Annotated in this window: 17 protein-coding genes and 1 pseudogene; 7 read left to right on the plus strand and 11 right to left on the minus strand. The window is 71.8% G+C overall.

What is annotated here, in order from left to right; all coding sequences use genetic code 11:
• Together OM076_RS21915 and OM076_RS21920 are read left to right on the plus strand one after the other, a co-directional pair.
• Positions 1–394: pseudogene (locus OM076_RS21915) on the plus strand (DUF5666 domain-containing protein); the annotation flags it as partial.
• A gap of 20 nt (positions 395–414) precedes the next feature.
• A complete protein-coding gene (locus OM076_RS21920; RefSeq protein WP_270042204.1) occupies positions 415–1,065 on the plus strand; it encodes a hypothetical protein in 651 nt (216 codons plus the stop codon).
• A gap of 333 nt (positions 1,066–1,398) precedes the next feature.
• Here OM076_RS21920 and OM076_RS21925 read toward each other — a convergent pair whose 3' ends face one another.
• The 5 genes from OM076_RS21925 to OM076_RS21945 all read right to left on the minus strand — a co-directional run bounded on the left by OM076_RS21925 (position 1,399) and on the right by OM076_RS21945 (position 7,121).
• Complete coding sequence (locus OM076_RS21925) at positions 1,399–2,418, minus strand: hypothetical protein (RefSeq protein WP_270042205.1); 1,020 nt, start codon at positions 2,416–2,418, stop codon at positions 1,399–1,401.
• Between the two features lie 46 nt (positions 2,419–2,464).
• Positions 2,465–2,683: a hypothetical protein gene (locus OM076_RS21930; protein WP_270042206.1), complete on the minus strand. Its 219-nt coding sequence runs from the start codon at positions 2,681–2,683 to the stop codon at positions 2,465–2,467.
• A 132-nt stretch (positions 2,684–2,815) separates the two neighbouring features.
• Entirely contained in the window at positions 2,816–4,684 is a 1,869-nt protein-coding gene (locus OM076_RS21935) for an alpha/beta hydrolase-fold protein (protein WP_270042207.1), read from the minus strand.
• Positions 4,685–4,706: 22 nt separating this feature from the next.
• Positions 4,707–5,699 (minus strand): LacI family DNA-binding transcriptional regulator, encoded by a 993-nt coding sequence (locus OM076_RS21940; RefSeq protein WP_270042208.1) that lies wholly within the window; start codon positions 5,697–5,699, stop codon positions 4,707–4,709.
• Positions 5,700–5,738: 39 nt separating this feature from the next.
• Positions 5,739–7,121, minus strand: a complete 1,383-nt coding sequence (locus tag OM076_RS21945) for an MFS transporter (RefSeq protein WP_270042209.1) — start codon at positions 7,119–7,121, stop codon at positions 5,739–5,741.
• Positions 7,122–7,178: 57 nt separating this feature from the next.
• On the opposite strand from OM076_RS21945, the gene OM076_RS21950 reads away from it, so the two are divergent.
• Together OM076_RS21950 and OM076_RS21955 are read left to right on the plus strand one after the other, a co-directional pair.
• Positions 7,179–7,691, plus strand: a complete 513-nt coding sequence (locus OM076_RS21950) for a PadR family transcriptional regulator (RefSeq protein ID WP_270042210.1) — start codon at positions 7,179–7,181, stop codon at positions 7,689–7,691.
• Between the two features lie 87 nt (positions 7,692–7,778).
• Positions 7,779–8,471 (plus strand): 2OG-Fe(II) oxygenase, encoded by a 693-nt coding sequence (locus tag OM076_RS21955; protein ID WP_270042211.1) that lies wholly within the window; start codon positions 7,779–7,781, stop codon positions 8,469–8,471.
• Here the strand turns inward: OM076_RS21955 and OM076_RS21960 are convergent.
• Complete coding sequence (locus OM076_RS21960) at positions 8,468–8,902, minus strand: hypothetical protein (protein ID WP_270042212.1); 435 nt, start codon at positions 8,900–8,902, stop codon at positions 8,468–8,470. The genes OM076_RS21955 and OM076_RS21960 overlap by 4 nt on opposite strands.
• A gap of 120 nt (positions 8,903–9,022) precedes the next feature.
• Between OM076_RS21960 and OM076_RS21965 the strand changes: the two genes are divergently transcribed.
• On the plus strand, positions 9,023–10,507 hold the full coding sequence (locus tag OM076_RS21965) for an APC family permease (protein ID WP_270042213.1): 1,485 nt from the start codon (positions 9,023–9,025) through the stop codon (positions 10,505–10,507).
• On the opposite strand, the gene OM076_RS21970 is transcribed toward OM076_RS21965, so the two are convergent.
• A complete protein-coding gene (locus OM076_RS21970; RefSeq protein WP_270042214.1) occupies positions 10,482–10,931 on the minus strand; it encodes a VOC family protein in 450 nt (149 codons plus the stop codon). The two genes, OM076_RS21965 and OM076_RS21970, sit on opposite strands and share 26 nt — an antisense overlap.
• 2 nt (positions 10,932–10,933) lie before the next feature.
• Entirely contained in the window at positions 10,934–12,382 is a 1,449-nt protein-coding gene (locus OM076_RS21975; RefSeq protein WP_270042215.1) for a WS/DGAT/MGAT family O-acyltransferase, read from the minus strand.
• A 136-nt stretch (positions 12,383–12,518) separates the two neighbouring features.
• Here OM076_RS21975 and OM076_RS21980 point away from each other — a divergent pair, with 136 nt between their 5' ends.
• Complete coding sequence (locus tag OM076_RS21980) at positions 12,519–12,680, plus strand: hypothetical protein (RefSeq protein ID WP_270042216.1); 162 nt, start codon at positions 12,519–12,521, stop codon at positions 12,678–12,680.
• Here the strand turns inward: OM076_RS21980 and OM076_RS21985 are convergent.
• Positions 12,677–12,922: a hypothetical protein gene (locus OM076_RS21985; protein WP_270042217.1), complete on the minus strand. Its 246-nt coding sequence runs from the start codon at positions 12,920–12,922 to the stop codon at positions 12,677–12,679. The two genes, OM076_RS21980 and OM076_RS21985, sit on opposite strands and share 4 nt — an antisense overlap.
• A gap of 172 nt (positions 12,923–13,094) precedes the next feature.
• On the opposite strand from OM076_RS21985, the gene OM076_RS21990 reads away from it, so the two are divergent.
• The gene (locus tag OM076_RS21990) at positions 13,095–13,259 is read left to right on the plus strand and encodes a hypothetical protein (RefSeq protein WP_270042218.1); all 165 of its coding nucleotides are present in this window, start codon (positions 13,095–13,097) and stop codon (positions 13,257–13,259) included.
• Here the strand turns inward: OM076_RS21990 and OM076_RS21995 are convergent.
• Both OM076_RS21995 and OM076_RS22000 read right to left on the minus strand, forming a co-directional pair.
• A complete protein-coding gene (locus tag OM076_RS21995; RefSeq protein ID WP_270042219.1) occupies positions 13,252–14,493 on the minus strand; it encodes an alpha-hydroxy acid oxidase in 1,242 nt (413 codons plus the stop codon). The genes OM076_RS21990 and OM076_RS21995 overlap by 8 nt on opposite strands.
• A 31-nt stretch (positions 14,494–14,524) precedes the next feature.
• A complete protein-coding gene (locus OM076_RS22000) occupies positions 14,525–16,933 on the minus strand; it encodes a WD40 repeat domain-containing protein (protein ID WP_270042220.1) in 2,409 nt (802 codons plus the stop codon).
• Between the last annotated feature and the right edge of the window lie 66 nt (positions 16,934–16,999).

Genomic DNA, 16,999 nt, shown 5'->3' on the forward strand with positions numbered 1-16,999 from the left:
CGCAGGCGCAGGCGCGACGCGCGGCGGGTTCGGCGGCGCGGCCGCGGGCGGCGCGGGTGCGGGTGCGGGTGCGGGTGGAGCGGGCGCGGCCGGCGGCGCGACCGTCGGCCAGGTCTCCAGCGTGGACGGCAAGACGCTCTACGTCGACGAGGCGAGCGGCAACACGGTCCGCGTCCGGCTCGCCAAGGGCGGCAGCGTCACCCGCACGGCCAAGGCCGACCCGACCGCGATCCACCCCGGCGACACCGTGATCGTCCAGGGCGAGACGGCGTCCAGCGGGACGGTGGTGGCGAGCACGATCCGCGCGACGGCGTCCAATGCCGCCGGCGGCGGGTTCGGCGGATTCGGCGGCGGTGCCGCACCGGGTGCCCAGGGCACGCCGGGCGGCGGTTAGATCTTCAAAGGAGAACCGAGATGTCCCAGGACAGCCACGACGTGCAGTTTGAGGAATACGAGGAGAGCTGGACGGGGCGGCTGATCGTCGCCGGCGTCATCGCGCTCGCGCTGATCGCGGGCGCGTTCTTCGCAGGCAAGGCGATGGCCGGCAGCAGCTCCAGCGGCCCGGCGACTCTGGCCGAGGCCGTTCAACAGGCGCAGAAGGGGACGCTCCCGTGCGGCGACACGGCGACCGCGGCCGCGACACCAGCCGCGACGCCCAACGCCAACGGCGGCCCGCCCGCGGGCGGCGGCGCCTTCCTCCTGCGCGGGATCTGCAGCCGGAACGGGCAGGGCGCCGGCGGTCAGGCCGGCCAAGGGCAGGGCCAGGGCCAGGGCCGCGGGCGCTTCGGCGGCGCGGGCGGCTTCGGCGGTCAGACGGTCACCGCCGTCAGCCCCGACTCGATCACCGTCCAGGGCCAGAACGGCTCCAACACGATCAAGATCGACTCCTCGACCACGGTCAGCAAGACCTCGGGCGCGACCGTGGCCGACATCAAGAAGGGCGACTCGGTCATCGTCGGCGGCTTCGGCGGATTCGGCGGCGGCGGCGGGGGCGCAGGCGGGGCGAACAACCAGAACGCCGCCGCCCGCAGCATCACGATCCTCCCGCAGACGGGCTCGAACTAGGCCCGAAAGTCAACTGCTCCGGTGAGGGAGGGGGCCGCTTCGGTGCGTCGGCCGGTTCTGTCTCGCCGCGCGTCGGGAGGGTGGCCGGCCTCCCCACCTCGCGCGGTGGTCGAGACTGACCGTCAAGGTACGGGCCACGGAGACGGAAAGTGCGTTCTCACGCACGCCGATCACCCATCGGGGGCAAACGACCACCCGCCGCGAGGGCGGTGTGGTCACTAAACCGTGCTATGCGACGTTTAGTGACCACATCCCGCGAGCGAGCCGAGCCGCTCAGCGGATGGCGGCAGCCAAGAGCGAGCGGCACTGCCCACGCAGTTGACGTTCGTCCCTCTAGCCCGCGTACTTCGCGGTGAGCGTGTAGGGCCCGGCGGTGCCGCCCGATCGCCGGATGATCGTGATCTTCAGGGTCTCGGTCCGGCGGTCGCGGCAGGCGAGCTTGTAGTTGATGGAGTCCTGGGAACCCGGGCGGGTGGTGCGGTCCTCGACCTTGCCACCCGACCGCACGATCAGGTCGTAGTTCGCGGTGGCCGGGCCGTCGAGCTTGAGCGTGAAGGCGCCGTCGAGCGTGATCGGCAGGCTGAAGGTCTTGGTGTCCGTGCCCTGGAACGTGGTCGTCACCCGCTTGGTCCAGGGCTGCGCGACGTCGGCCATCGCGGCCAGCGCGGAGCCCTGCGTCGGCTTCAGCAGCGGCGTGAAGCGCCAGGCCTCGGCGGGGAAGACGAGGCGTGCGTAGGCCTCGGCCCACGCCTCGCCCGGGTTGGAGAGGTAGTTGGCGCCTTCGTCGGCGGGCGCGAGCTTCCCGTCGAGCGTGTTCGAGCACACCAGCTCATACGACGCCCAGCGCTTGGGGCCGAAGTCGAGCGCGTTCAGGGGCGCGTTGGAGCGATGGGCGGCGATGTGGTGCCCGTACTCGTGGGTGATGACGTAGTCGACCGAGATGTCGCTTCCGGCGGCCTGGTCCCCGGGCACGATCATCGTCTGGTCGCTGTCGCCGTAGCAGGCGAGGATGCCGTCGCTCGGTGACCCGCCGCAGTCGGACGCGACCTCGGAGGAGGGGACGACGGTGACCTTCAGCGACGCCAGTTCGGGCCCGTGGGGGAGGGTGCCGAGGAACGTCGCGTAGGTCTGCGCGACCGCGGGGTCGCCCGTATAGGTCGAGGCGAGCGTGACCGGGATGCTGATGCTCCCGTCACCGGTTGGGTACATCTGCGTGGTGCCTTGAATCTTCGAGGCGTGTGCGTGCACGCCCGTGATGACCTTGTCCTTGAAGGGCTCGGCGCTCGCTGCGGCGGGGAAGGCCAGCAGCGCGGGGAGGGCGAGCGCCGCGAAACGGCAGCGGGGGAGCGGCATTGCATCGAAGCTAGAGCCGGTTCCTTAACCGGCGCGAAGAAGGTGTTCAGGCGGCCGGGCGGCCGAGGAGCTCGATCGCCCGCTTGAAGCGCTGGTGCGCTTTCTCGGCCTCGCGGCGGGTGGCGAACCGCGCCGCCTGCACGGTCTCGTCCAGCCCTTTGACCGAGAAACACCACTCGCGCCGCCCGTCGCTGGTCTCCTCGGAGGCGACCTCGGTGACGGAGAGCGGCTGGCTCGGCTCGAATCTGCGACCGGATTCGCTCACGACCATGCAGCCTATGCCCAGCGGTGCGTCAGAGCAAGCGGCCTCGATGTCTCCATGGAGACTCAAGCAGCGGCCATCCGCTGCCGATAGGGAAGCTGAGCCGCCCCGCATCACGAGGCGGCTCATCTCGTTCTACGGGGTGGTCGTGGACAGCGTGAAGGTCAGCGTCTTCGAATAGGCGCCCGTGCGCAGCGCGTCCGTCGCGTCGACGTGCTGCTTGAACGTGATCGTGACCGCGTCGTTGGACACCGGCGCGCTCCACGCCGACTTCGAGAACGTCACCGCCAGCGGCGACGGCAGAGCGAACGTGCCGTTCATCAGATGCCCGGGATCGGAGACCGTCAGCATCGCGTCGCCGGCGGTGCTGAGGACGTTGGCGCTGGTCGTCGCGGTGTAGTCCTTCATCACGCCCGGCGTGAACGGCCCGAACGACGCGGGGGCGCCGAGGGTGAGCGCGAGCGTCGCCGCGACGGTGCCGCCGGCGGTGGTGTCGGCGCTGTCGGCGGAGTACGCCGCCGTGCCCGCGCCGGCGTTGTAGAGCGCGTCTCCGCTGTAGGAAGCGGTCACCGACGCGGCTCCGCCCGTATCGGGAACGGCGATCGTGGCCTTGCCGTCGACCAGCGCGACCACGGGCCCGCCGGTGGAGAGCGTGACCGTGCCGGTCGGCACGGCGGGCTCGGTCGTCGCCGCGCTCACGCTGACCTGCAGCTTGTTGCCCGGCAGCGGCGTGACGACGGTCTTGGTCGAGCGGAACGCGACCTTGCTCGCGAACTCGCGCAGGTTCAGCCGCCACACATGCCACTCGTGACCGCCGTTGAAGTTGTCCGCGATGACCGGCACACCGGCGGCCGCCAGGCGCGTCTGCAGGTTGATCGTCTGCGACAGGATCGGGTCCTGCAGGCCCCCGCTGGTGTGGATCGCCAGGACCTTCTTGAGGTCCGGGTTCGCCAGCAGCGGACTGCCCGCGGCGGGCGTGCTGCCCGCGTTGCTCCAGACGCCGTAGTAGCCGAACGAGGTGGTGCGGTTGAAGAGCAGTTCGTTCGTGCGCTGCCCGCCCAATGAAAGGCCGCCGACGGCGCGATCGTCGGGCAGCTTGGACACGTTGTAGTTGGCCTCGACGTACGGGAGGATGTTGTTCATCAGGTCGTTCGTGAGGCCGGTCTGGCCGCCCGAGATCGAGTTGATGTTCGGGAAGATCACGACCGCGGGCTGCATCTTGCCGCTCGCCAGGACGTTGTCGAGGATGCGGTTCGCGACGCCCTGTGTGAGCCAGTGCGCCTCGTGCCCGCCGCCGCCGTGGTGGATGATCATCAGCGGGTACGGCTTGGTCCGCTTGGAGTCGTAGCCCGGCGGGAGGTACACGCCGAGGTAGTGCTTGCCGACCGGGTTGGTCGAGATCGAGGACGGGTACTCGACGTCCTCGAGCTTGCCCGCCGCTGCGATCGGGGCCTGCCAGGAGAGGTCCTCGCTCCCGAACGCGGGATCGCTCGGCACGTACACCTGGCTGGTCGGCTCGACCGTGCCCTTGCCGGTGTTCCACGGCGGGTTCGACGGATCGCTCGTCGCCGTGCAGCCGGTCAGGTTCGGCGGCGTGGCGTTGCAGTTGCGATACAGCGCGTACGTGAACGTGCCGGGCGGCAGCGGCGTCGTGAACGACCAGACGCCGGTCGCGGGATCGAGCGTGAGGTCGTTGACCGGCCAGTTCGGGGCCAGCGCGTTCGGGAACGGCATCGGGAAGTCGCCGGGCCGCCACTGCGACGGCAGCCGTCCCGGCGAGGTCGCCGGCACGCCGGAGGACTCGGACGCGCTCGAGAAGTACCACTCGCCCTTCACCCGGACGCGGGTGGCGGTCGGGTCAAAGACCCGGATCGTGACTTCGTAGCCCGTCGGCCCGGTGCCGGTGTGCTTGACCTCGGGCGACACGACGGTCTGCGCCTGCGCGGCGGCGGGCGCGAGCAGCACTACAGCGCCGAGCGCCCCGGCGACATTCCTCCAATGCATGTGGTTAATCGTGTAACCACTGTCAAGTGCTCCCGTGCGGGACGACGTGCGGGTGGACCACGATCGGCGACAGATCGTCGCTTACGCCCTCGATCGTGTCGTGCAGGCGGGCGACGATCCGCGACCAGTTCCCGGGCGCGCCGAAGGACACCGAGCTGAGCCCGAGGCGCCGCGCGACCATGCTGTCGTCGGTGCCGATCACCGCCAGCTGGACCTCGCCGAGCGCCTCGATCGCGGCCACCGCGAACTCGTCGTTGAACGCGTAGAGCGCCGTCGGCTGGTGGGAGAGGATGGGCGCCAGTGCGGCGGCGATCGCCCCGGGGTCGCAGGGCACGTGCAGCGGGTACGCGGTCGCGCCGTGCGCGTCGGCGTAGGCCTGGGCGCCGCGCAGCCGCTCCTTACCGAGGAGGGCGAACTCCGGCTCGGTCGGCATCACCACCACGATCCGCTCGTGCCCGCGCTCGACGAGGTGGTCCATCGCCGCCTCGCCCACGGTCCCCTGGTCGACCACCAGCGTGGCGACGTGGTCGAGCGGCCGCGGCGCGATCGCGAGGACGGCGCGCGTGCCGTTCTCGCGCAGCGCCGCGACCCGCGCCGGTGGGAGATCCTCCTCCGGCGCGATCAGCGCCACCGGCCGCACCCGGTCACACGCGCGGGCGAAGACGCGGCTGTCACCGCCCGCCTGGAAGTGCACCAGCGCCGTATAGCCGCGGCGCTCGAACTCGGTCACGCCCGCGGTCACGAACTCCGCAACCGCCGGGCCCAGTGGCCACGACGGCATCGCGAGCAGGATGATCTCCGTCCGGCCGGCGCGCAGGGCGGAGGCGACCGCGTTGGGAACGTAGCCGAGCCGCTCGGCGGCGTCGTAGACCCGGATTCGGGTGGCTTCGGAGATGCGGTCGTGGACGCCGTTGAGGACGTAGCTCACCGTCGCGCGCGACACACCGGCGGCGGCGGCGACGTCGGCGCTCGTCACGCGCTGGCCGTTCAGGGGCCGTGGACGGTCGGAACTCACGTCCGCCATGCTACGGCGGGCCCACGAAGGGCGACCCCGCTACGCCGGCGCCATCGCCGGCGCCGGGAGCCGCCCCGCTCCGCGCGGGAGCGAGATCAGTGCGAGCGCGGCGATCAGCGAGCCGACCAGGCCGATCGTCAGCACGCCGGTGCCGGTCGAGACCGCCGGGTCGCTCCCCGCGCGGTAGACGGTCTCCGCGCTTGCCAGCGCCACCGCGCCGCCGACCTGGCGCAGGAGCAGGAGCGTGCCCATCGCGCCGCCGATCTGCTGCGGCAGCACCGACCGCTGCAGCGCGATCTGCAGGCCGGAGAGCGCCGGCCCGATGCCGAGGCCCATCAGGCCCATGAAGATCAGCGACTGCCAGTCGGGCGTGGAGGCGTCGAAGGTCGCGAAGCCGAGCGCGCCGAGCGCCGCCAGCCCCGCGCCCGCCAGCACCGTCCCGCGGAACTCCAGCCGCCGCGCGATCAGCATGCCGGCGACGTTGACCGACACGAGGATGCCGAGCAGCAGCGGGTAGATCAGCAGGCCGGAGTGGGTGGCGCTGACGTCGCGGACCTGCTGGAAGTAGCGCGGCAGCAGTAGCGCGCCGGCGAACAGGCCGAACGTCGACGTCGCACCCGCGATCATGATCGCCGCGACCTTGCGGTCGGCGAACAGCTTGAGCGGGATGATGGGGGCGACCGCGCGGCGCTCGACCGCCAGGAAGCCCGCGATCACCACGAGCCCGCCCGCGATCAGCACGAGGTGGCGCTCGTTGAGGCCGATGAGCAGCAGGCCGACGCCGAGCGTCAGCAGCGCGATGCCGGTGAGGTCCAGCGGCGTGCTGCGCCGCTCGCTACGGCCCACCGAGGCGGGCAGGACGGTGGCGACGACGGCCAGCGCCACGGCGCCGATCGGCAGGTTCACGGTGAACACCGATCGCCAGCCGACGTGGTCGGTGAGAAAGCCGCCGACGAGCGGGCCCGCGATGAAGGCGACGCCCATCAGCCCCGCCAGCGCGCCCTGCAGCGCGGCGCTGCGGCGCCCCGCGAAGAGGTCGGCGACGAGGATGAACGAGAGGCCTTCCAGCGCACCCGCGCCGAGACCCTGCAGCCCGCGGTACCCGATCAACTGCTCCATGTTCTGGGCCGTCGCGGCGAGGCCGGACCCGAGCAGGAAGAGCGCCATGCCGATCAGCAGCAGCGCTCGGCGGCCATGCCGATCCGAGAGCCGCGCGTAGATCGGCAGCGAGACCGTCGCCGTCACCAGGTACGCCGTCGCGACCCACACGTAGAGGTCGTTGCCGCCGAGTGTCTGCACGATCGTGGGGAGCGCCGTGCCGACGATCGACTGGTCGAGCATGGCCAGCAACAGGCCGGACATCACCGCGGCGAGGAGCCAACGGCGGCGGTTGGGGGAGAGCTCACTGGCTGCACCGTTCATATGTCGAAATGTACATGTCGATTTCGACATGTCAAGTCCGTCATTACACTGCTGGGGATGTCCCTTCGCCACGCCGTCCTCGGGATGCTGAGCGTGACCTCGTGCACCGGCTACGAGCTCACGCAGTGGTTCGACAGCTCCCTGCAGCACGCGTGGCATGCGAGCCACAGCCAGATCTATCCCGAGCTGGCCAGGCTCGAGGCCGAGGGGCTGGCCGAGGTCGTGGAGGAGGGCGCGCGGCGCTCGAAGACCTACGCGGTGACCGACGCGGGCCGCGAGGAGCTCAAGCGCTGGCTGATGGAGACCGAGCCCAACCGCGCCCAGCGCAACGAGACCGCGCTGCGCTGGTTCCTCGTGTTCCGCCTGGACCCCGACGACCGGCGCGCCGCGCTCGAGCGGGAGCTCGAGTTCGTCGAGGCCGCGGCCGCCCAGCGGCGCGCGCTGACCGAGCAGCTCGACGCAGAGGGCAAGACCGGCGGCTTCCGCCCGGTGCTCGACCTCGCCGCCCGCGTCGATCCCGCGATGATCGGCTGGCTGCGCGACCAGATCGAGGCGACGAAGACGGAATGACCGGGGGGTGCCCGGTCCAGGTATCGCCAGGCGAGAGTTAGACGGGGCACCCCTCACACTCGCGCCGCGCACGGCGTTACACCGAGCGTGACCATCACCGAACGCGTCGACGCCCTCGACTGGGCTGACCTGACCGCACAGCTCGACGGCCGCGGCTTCGCCGTGACCGCGCCGCTGCTCACCGACGGCGAGAGCGCCGAGCTCGCCGGCCTCTTCGACGGCGGCCACTTCCGCTCGACGATCGACATGGCCCGCCATCGCTTCGGCGACGGCCGCTACCGCTACTTCGAGCATCCGCTGCCGGACACGATCGGCGCGCTGCGCGGCGCGTTCTACGCCCACCTGGCGCGGGTCGCCAACGTGTGGTCGGAGCGGATCGGCGGGGCCACCTTCCCGCTCACGCACGAGGCGTTGCTCGAACGCTGCCACGAGGCGGGGCAGCAGCGGCCGACGCCGCTGATCCTGCGCTACGGCGAAGGCGACTGGAACGCGCTGCACCAGGACCTCTACGGCGACGTCTACTTCCCGTTCCAGATCCTCACGGTGCTGACCGACGAGCACGAAGGCGGCGAGTTCGTGCTGCTGGAGAACCGACCGCGGGCGCAGAGCCGCGCCCACGTCCTGAACCCGCTGCGCGGCGCGTTCGTGATCTTCCCGACGCGCGAGCGGCCGGAGCTCGGCAAGCGCGGCTACTACAAGGTCGGCCTGCGCCACGGCGTGAGCACCGTGACCGCAGGCCACCGCACCGCGCTAGGCGTGATCTTCCATGACGCTCGCTAAGGGTTGATCTTCTTCGCCGCGCTCGAGATCTGGGTCAGCGACTTGTTGATCGTCTTGATCGCCGCCCTGGCCGAGGCTTCGCCCCCTCGGCCGTTGGTCTTGATCGCCTGCGTCAGCGCCGTCCGCAGCTTGTCGAGGCCGTGGTTGTACGTCGCCAGGCCCTTGAGCAGCTGGGTCCGGCCGGCCTTGACCTGATCGGTGTCGGCCTGCTCGGCCCTGACGGCCTTGCGGAACGTGTCGACCGACTTCTGCTGGCGGACCGTCGCCGTCCGCGCCTTGATCGCCTTCGCCCTACTGGTGATCGACTTGGTGGCCTTCTTGAACTTCGCGTCCTCCTTGACCTGGCGCGCCGCCTGGTCCTTGACCACCTGGCGCAGGGAGTCGTCGCTGGCCCGCGCGAGCGGTGTCGCGACCAGCGAAGTCGCGATCACCAAACCAATGAGCATCGACCGTCGCATTGCGTACCTCCTGTACGAATTGACTGGAAGACGGGGCTACCCGAACGGGGCACCCCGCAGTCCGGTCCGGGGTGAGGCGTAAGTTCCCGCGACATGACCACCGCGACGCAGTCGGACGACGCGGCCCAGCTCGCCGAGTTGGGCTATGAGAGCCGCTTCGAGCGGCGGATGGGTCTGTGGGAGAACTTCGCGCTGGGGTTCACCTATCTCTCGCCGGTCGTCGGCGTCTACTCCACGTTCGCGATCGCGTTCGTGGCAGGCGGGCCGCCGATGATCTGGAGCATCGTCATCGCCGGCCTCGGCCAGCTGCTGGTCGCGCTCGTGTTCGCCGAGATCGTGGCCCAGTTCCCGGTCGCGGGCGGCATCTATCCGTGGGCGCGGCGGCTGATCGGGCGACGCTGGGCGTGGATCACCGGCTGGATCTACGGGTGGGCGCTGATCGCCACCGTGGCCAGCGTCTCGACCGGCGCGGTGCCGTTCATCGGCTCGCTCTTCGACTTCACGCCGAACCGGACGACGACCGTGATCATCGCCGCGGCGCTGATGCTGATCGCGCTGGTGATCAACCTGAGCGGGACCAGGACGCTCGGGCGGGTCGCGATGGCGGGGTTCGTCGCCGAGCTGATCGGGGCGCTGTTCGTCGGCCTGTGGCTGCTGCTGTTCGAGCGCCACCACGACTTCGGCGCGCTCTTTGACTCGCTCGGCACCGGCGGCGACGGGTCCTACCTCGGCGCGTTCCTGGCCGCCGCGCTGCTCGGCCTGTACCTCTTCTACGGCTTCGAGGCCTGCGGCGACGTCGCCGAGGAGGTCCCCGACCCGGGCAAGACGATCCCGGTGGCGATGCGCCGGACGATCTACATCGGCGGCGCGGCGAGCCTGCTGATCACGGCGGCGCTCATCCTCGCGCAGCCGGACTTCAACGCGATCCTGAGCGGCGAGCAGGCCGATCCCGTCGGGGCGGTGCTCAGCGACGTCTTCGGCACCGTCGGCTCGAAGATCATCACCGTGATCGTGCTGATCAGCTTCGTCTCCTGCGTGCTCTCGCTGCAGGCGGCGGCCTCACGCCTGATCTTCTCCTACGCCCGCGACCACATGGTCTTCGCGAGCGAGGCGCTGTCGCGCTTCTCGCCCGCTCGCCACGTCCCGCCGGTCGCCCTGACCGTCGCCGCCGTCGTGCCCGCCGCGATCGTCGCGATCGCCGAGATCATCTCTGACAGCGCGCTGCTGAAGGTCATCTCCTTCGCCGCCGCCGGGATCTACATCGCGTTCCAACTGGTGGTGCTCGCGGCGCTGATCGCCCGTTCCCGTGGGTGGGTCCCGCGCGGGAAGTTCACGCTCGGCGCCTGGGGCCTGCCGGTCAACATCGCCGCCTTCGTCTACGGCGTCGCGGGCGCGCTGAACCTCGCCTGGCCGCGCCAGGTGGAGGGGGCGAACTGGTACGACGAGTGGATCGTCGTGCTCGGTTGCGCGATCGTCGTCGGCTCGGGGCTGCTCTACATGCTGCTCGGCCGGCCCTACGCCCGCGGTACCTCGCCGGCCGGAGACGCGGTCATCAGCCGTCGCGTCGGGGAGGCGTGAGCCGGGGTTCGGAACCGGTCACCGCGACGCCCATCTCCATGATCTCGATGATGTTGCGGTCCGGGTCGGTGACGAAGGTGCGCCGCACGCCGTCGCCGCGGGCGATGATCTCCCCGCCGGGCTCGACGCCGGCCGCGCGGACGCGCTCCACGGTCGCGTCCAGGTCGTCGACCACCAGCGCGAGGTGGTTGCCGTAGCCGATCGCGATCTCGGCCGGGTCATACCCCGGGTTCATCTCGCGCGAGCGGCCCTCGTCGGTCTCCCCGATCAGGTGGATCTGATGGTGCTCGCCCACCTGCAGCCACGCCCCGGGCGTGTCGAATGTCGACGGGCGCGGCACCTGTTCGAGCCCGAGCGCACTCGTGTAGAAGCGCACCGCGCGGTCGACGTCCGATACCAGGAGACCTCCGTGATCTAGGCGCATGCTCAGAGAGTGTGCACGAGCGCGCCCGTCAGCTCTTCGAGAGCGCGCCGGAGGCCGGCGAGCATCGACCAGGCGTCGTCCACCTGCTCGCGGTCGGCGATGATCCCGAAGTCGAGGTGGTCGAGATAGCTCATCACGGTGATGTTGAGCCCGACGCCGTCGACCACGACCGACACGGGGTACTGCGCCTCGAGCCGAGCGCCCGCGAGGTACAGCGGCGTTCGCGAGCCGGGGACGTTGGAGATCACGAGGTTCAGCGCCGGCCTCGTGCGGCCGAGGATCTCCATCGTCGTGCGCGCGGCGAGGGCGGCGACCGCGGGCGGGATGAACGCGGTGGCATCGGTCAGGACGTTCGCGGGCAGCGCGCTGTGGCGCTCCTTGGCGGACACGAGCAGGTCGTGGGTGCGCTGGAGCCGGCGCAGCGGGTCCGGCTCATCGGTGGCGATCGGCACGATCATCATCGAGACGCGGTTGCCGAACGCACCGCGTTGCTCCTTCGTCCGCACCGACACGGGGACCATCGCCACCAGCGGCTCTTCGGGGAGCGCGTCGCGCTCGAGCAGCCATTCGCGGACCGCGCTCGCGCACAGCGTCACGACGACGTCGTTGACGGTGCACCCGACCGCGTTCTTGAGCGCCTTGACGGTGTCGAGGCTGAGCTGGCCGAACGCGAAGCGGCGATGGGCCGAGATCCGCCCGTTGAACGGCGTCGACGGCGCCCGCGCGGTGGTCTCGTCCAGCACCCGCGGGTCCTGGCGCATGAAGCGGCCGACGGTCCGACTCAGCATGGGCCCGGCGGGAAGCGCGGTGATGCCGGGCAGCTCGGTGAGGTGGGGGAGCGCGCCCGGGATCGAGCGGGCGGCGCGGAACGGCGCCTTGACGAGGCCGAGCGCTCCGCGGCCGGCCATGGCGAGGTCGTGCGGGACGCGGTCCGGACGGGGCGAGGTGCCCGGCGGGATCTCCCGCCCCGCGGGCTCGGCGTCGAGCAGCACGCTGAGGATCTCGTTGCCGGAGACACCGTCGACGACGGAGTGGTGGATCTTCGTCAGCAGCCCGACCCGCCCGTTGGACAACCCCTGGATCAGGTAGATCTCCCACAGCGGGTGGTTGCGGTCGAGCGGGCGGGCGAAGATCCGCGCGACCGTGTCGGCCAACCGCTCGTCGTCACCGGGCGGCGGCACGGCCGACTCGCGGATGTGGAAGTCCAGGTCGAAGTCCGGATCCTCGATCCAATACGGGTGATCGAGCCCGAACGGCACCTCGACGAGGCGCCAGCGAAACGGCGGCAGCAGGTGCAGTCGCTGACTCACCAGCCGGCACAGGTCCTGCACGGTGAGATCACCGCCGGGCGCCGTCGCCGGGTCATACACCGCGAGCGTGCCCACGTGGCCGTAGGTCCTTGCGGACTCGACCGCCAGGAACTGCGCGTCGAGCGTGGTGAGCTGCCGCATCGTCTCTCTCCTCCGTCGTTCGAGAGCGTTGCTACCCACTGACGCGCCAAATGGTCAGTTCACAAACGCAACCTTGTTCGGGAAATCGCGGGTGCTGGGTAGTCAGCCGTCGTCCTTGAATGACGCACGGAGGCTCATGACCGACCCGACCAAACCGACGCCCGCGCGGCCCGCGCCGCCGATCGCGGAGGTTCGCCGCCTGCTGGATCGCTACCGGCGGACCGCGAAACCCGCGCAGCCGCGCCGGCTCACCGATCCGCCGGCACTCTCGACGCCGGTCCGTAAGCGCGGCGACTAGCTCTCGCTGTTGTCCTGAGCGCGCTCGCCGCGGATGGTGCTCGCCCGCGGCAGCGTTCCGATCTTGCCGGGCGACTGGTGGATCGCGGCCTTGTGCGGGGGAACGCGCGGGGTGGTCTCGGCCGCGTGGGCAGAAGCGGCGAACGGCGCGCTGGCGGCGATCGTGACCGCGGCGACCGCGGTGGGAAGGAGCTTGCGGAAGCGCCGGTTGGGGAGACGCTGACGAAGGTGGTCGTTGGGCATGTCCACACCTTCCTTTCGCCGTGTGGGAGCGGCCTCGGAGGTCCCTGGGAGGGACCTGAGCCTTCGACCAGGGGTCCGGCGGCCGCGGACGAACTGGCACCCCCCCCGCCCGGGGGGTCATCGTCCGCGCCGGAGCGGATCCGCCGCCGCGACGTTCAAGGTTTGTGGGGTGATGACTCCCGATAAGCCCCAGACGGCCACGTCTCACAACGACACGCCGCCGTTTCCCCACCACGCCGCCACGCCCCAGACGCCGCTCGAGGCCGCTGAACGTCAGTACGCCGAGCGCCCCACGGGCGTCCCCAACTGGCAACCCGAGGACGGGGATTTCACCTAACGAGGTGGATCATCTCGGGCCCGAGGTCTGAGATCCGCGGGTAGCCCGCGAGCGCGAGGGCGGTCGCGAGCTCGCCGTGCAGCAGCTCGAAGGCGCGGCGCACGCCCGCCTCGCCCGCGGCGCCGAGGCCGTAGACCATCGGGCGACCGATCAGGACCGCCCGCGCGCCGAGCGCCAGCGCGGTGATGATGTCCGTCCCGCGCCGGATCCCGCCGTCGAGATAGAGCTCGGCGCGGCCGCCGACCGCTTCGGCGATCGCGGGCAGCGCTTCGATCGTGGACCGCGTGTGATCGAGCTGGCGGCCCCCGTGATTGGAGACGATGATCCCCTCGACGCCGTGCTCCACGGCGCGCACGGCGTCGTCCGGGCGCATGATGCCCTTGATCAGCAGCGGGCCGCCCCAGTGCTCGCGGAACGTCGCGAGGTCATCCCAGGTGACCGACGGGTCGAACTGCCGGTTGACCCACTCGGCGTGGGCCACCGCGCCCCCGCCCGCGGGCACCCGCGGCGAGGTCGTGTTCCCGGTGGTCAGACGGGGGCGCGCGATGAAGTTGCGCGCCCAGCGCGGCCGGACGAGCCCCTGCGCCGCCGCCCGCAGCGTCAGCCGCGGCGGGATCGAGAACCGGTTGCGCACGTCGCGCTCGCGCACGCCCGCCACCGCGACGTCGACGGTGAGGACGAGCGCCTCGTACCCGTGCGCGGCCGCGCGTTGGAGCATGTCGTAGGCGACGCCGCGGTCGGTCATCACGTAGAGCTGGAACCACTTCGGCCCCGGGGCCATCGCGCTGACCTCCTCGATCGAGAGCGAGGACAGCGCCGACTGCGTGTAGATCGTGCCCATCGAGTGCGCGGCGCGCGCGACCGCGCCTTCGCCGTCGGGATGGGTGAGCCCTGTCGTCCCGGTCGGCGCGCCGATGATCGGGAGCGCGATCTCCCGCCCCAGCGCCGTGGTCGCCAGCTCGAGCTTCGACACGTCGACGAGCATCCGCGGCAGCAGCTCGAAGCGTTCGAAGCCGTCCCGGTTGCGCCGGCGGGTGACCTCGCCCCAGGCGGCGCCGTCGACGTAGTCGAAGATCGGCTGCGGGACCGAGCGCTTGGCCATCACCCGCAGGTCCTCGATGTTGTGGCAGCGAGCGGCGCGGCCCTCGTCCGAGAAGCGCCGGCGCGTCGCGGCGGGCACGCCGCGCAGATCGGCCGCCAGCTGGCGGGCGACGAGATCGACGAAGTCGTTCACAAGTCCGGAACGTACCCGCTCCGGCCCCGGCTCACTTCCCCCGGACCTTCGGCCGGATCGGCGCGATCGGCACCGGACCCGGCGCGGGGGTGGGGGCGGGCTGCCCGACGCGGCGCGGCGCGGGGGTCGAACCGGCGGGACCCGCGACGATCGTGACCGGCGCGCTACCGGCCGCCGGCCCGCCCGCCGCGACCTCGCACTGGACCGGAAGACCGGCGTCGGCGGCGGTCAGCAGCAGCGAGCGGGTGTCCGCGCCGGGCACCGCGACGCCGCCGACGCGCCAGCCGAAGGCATACGCGGCCGGGTCCCCGGACCAGGCGCCCGGATCGCACGCGACGAACGCGTTGGCCGTCGCGCTGCCGACGACCCGCGGCGCCGCGTGGTTGAGCGGCGTCGCCGCGTCGCGGTCGCCGCCGAAGCGCACGCAATAGCCGGAGATGAACCCGCGGGCCGTGCGGTAGCTGGAGTCCCCGCCGGCGTGCAGCGTGTGCCCGTCGGGGTCGAAGACGATCTCCGAGATCGCGGCGCCGTCATCGCCCTGGAAGCCGGGACCGGCATCCCAGCCGAGCTTGGCGCCGGTCGTCCCGTCCAGCGCCAGCAGCCAGCGGTACTCGTGCGTGATGGGGTCTTCGAACCCGCCGCCGAGCACGACCGTCCGCCCGTCGGGTGACGCCGCGATCTGCGCGCCGCCGTACGAGGTCGACCACGCGACGGTCGCGTCGGTGGTGCGCAGCGCGACCGCGCCCGTCGTCGCGCGGCCCGCGATCCCCTGGTAGGAGCCGACGAGATAGAGGCGCGAGCCGTCGGGCGAGAGCTCGAGGTCGGCGATCCGCCCTTCCTCGGCGTTCACGCGCGCGTCGAAGCCCAGCAGCGCGCCGGTGCGCCCGTCGAACGCCGCCAGGTCCTTGCGCGGCGCGTCGAAGCGCCCACCGGCGTAGACCGCGTCGCCGTGGGTGGCGAGCGTGGCCACCGGTCCACCGGTCACGACCGGCGCCCACGGGAGGACCGCGCCGGTGGCGGTGTCGATCGCCGCGAGGCCGGAACGGGGCGCGCTGAAGGCGCCGCCCACATAGAGCGTGTGCTGGTCACTCGACAGCGCGACCGCATTCGCGGTCCCGGTGAGAGGGACACGCCAGCGCAGCGTGCCGTCCGGGGTCGTCGCGCTGACCGAGCCGTCGTCCCCGCCCTCGCGCGCGGTGTAGACGGCCCCGGCGGCGTCGATCGCCGCCGCGGTCGCCACGCTTCCGTCGGCGAACGCGCCGTCGCTCCACGGCACCGGTTGGCCGGTCTCGTCGAGCAGCGCGGCGCGCTCCGCGCGGACGGAGCCCGCCGACGAGGCGCCGAGCAGCACGGAGCCGCCGCCCGCCGCGACCGCCACGGTGTACAGGTCCCCCGCGACGTTCGGCAGCCAGGCCAGGACCGCGGCGTCGGTGGTCGAGAGCGCGACCGCGCCCTGGCTCGGCCAGCCCGGCTTGAACGCGTTGGTGACGTAGGCGACGGACCCGTCGCGCGACAGCGCCAGCTCGCCCGGATCGCCGGTGAAGCCCCTCGGCGCCCAGTCCAGCAGCGCGCCCGTGTCCGTGCGGAGCGCGCCGAGCGGGGCGGACATGTAGAGCGTGCCGCCGTCGGGGCTCAGCACGAGCGAGTCAGGATCCCGGTCCGCGCGGGTCCAGCGTTCCTGCAGGCCGGGCGTCGCGTACGCGGTGACCTCCGCTCCCGGGCGGTCCGCGTTGATCAGGCTGACGTAGACGGTGCCCGGTGCGGCCACGAGCGCGCCGGCGGTCCCCGCCGGGCCGCGCGCGAGCACCGCGCCCGTGCCGGCGTCCAACGCCAAGAGCGCGGCGCCGGTCGACGAACGGCCGGCGAAGTACAGGACGCCGCCCTCCTGCGCGACCTCCCACCCCTCGGCGGCCTCCGAGGCGTTGAAGGCCCGCAGCGCGCCGTCACTCGTGGCGACTGCCGCCACCGCCCGCCGCAGCGCGCCGTCAACCGTGGACAGGTTCCCCGCGAGCCACAGCGTCGCACCGTCGGGGGAGAGCGCGATCGAGCGGATGAACCCGCCGACCGCGACGCTGAACAGCGGGTCCACGGTCCCGTCCGCCCGCAGGTGGCGCACGCCGGACTCGCCCGCGACGTACCAGCCACCGGCCGGGTCTGCGACCGCGTCGTCGATCACGCCGAGCCCGGCGTCGTCGGGCACAGCGCGCAGCGCGCCGCTCACCGGTGAGACCACCGCCGTTCCGAACGTTCGCGTGGCGAACATCGTCGCGCGCTCGGTGGCGACGTATGTGCGCGAGCCGTTGACCGCGATCGCCAGGGCCGTGCGATTCGGGTTGGCGGCCGACAGATCCGGCAGCGACGAGAGGTCCGCTGCCGCCGTCGCGGGTGCGAGGAGGGCCAGGCCGGCGAGGGCGGCGACGAGGAAGCGTTCGGGGTTCATCCAGCGGAGCGTCATCCCCCTGGAAAACGGTTCTCTAACCCGACGCTCCGGCTTGACGGCTCCGCG

Source organism: Solirubrobacter ginsenosidimutans (assembly GCF_027587205.1).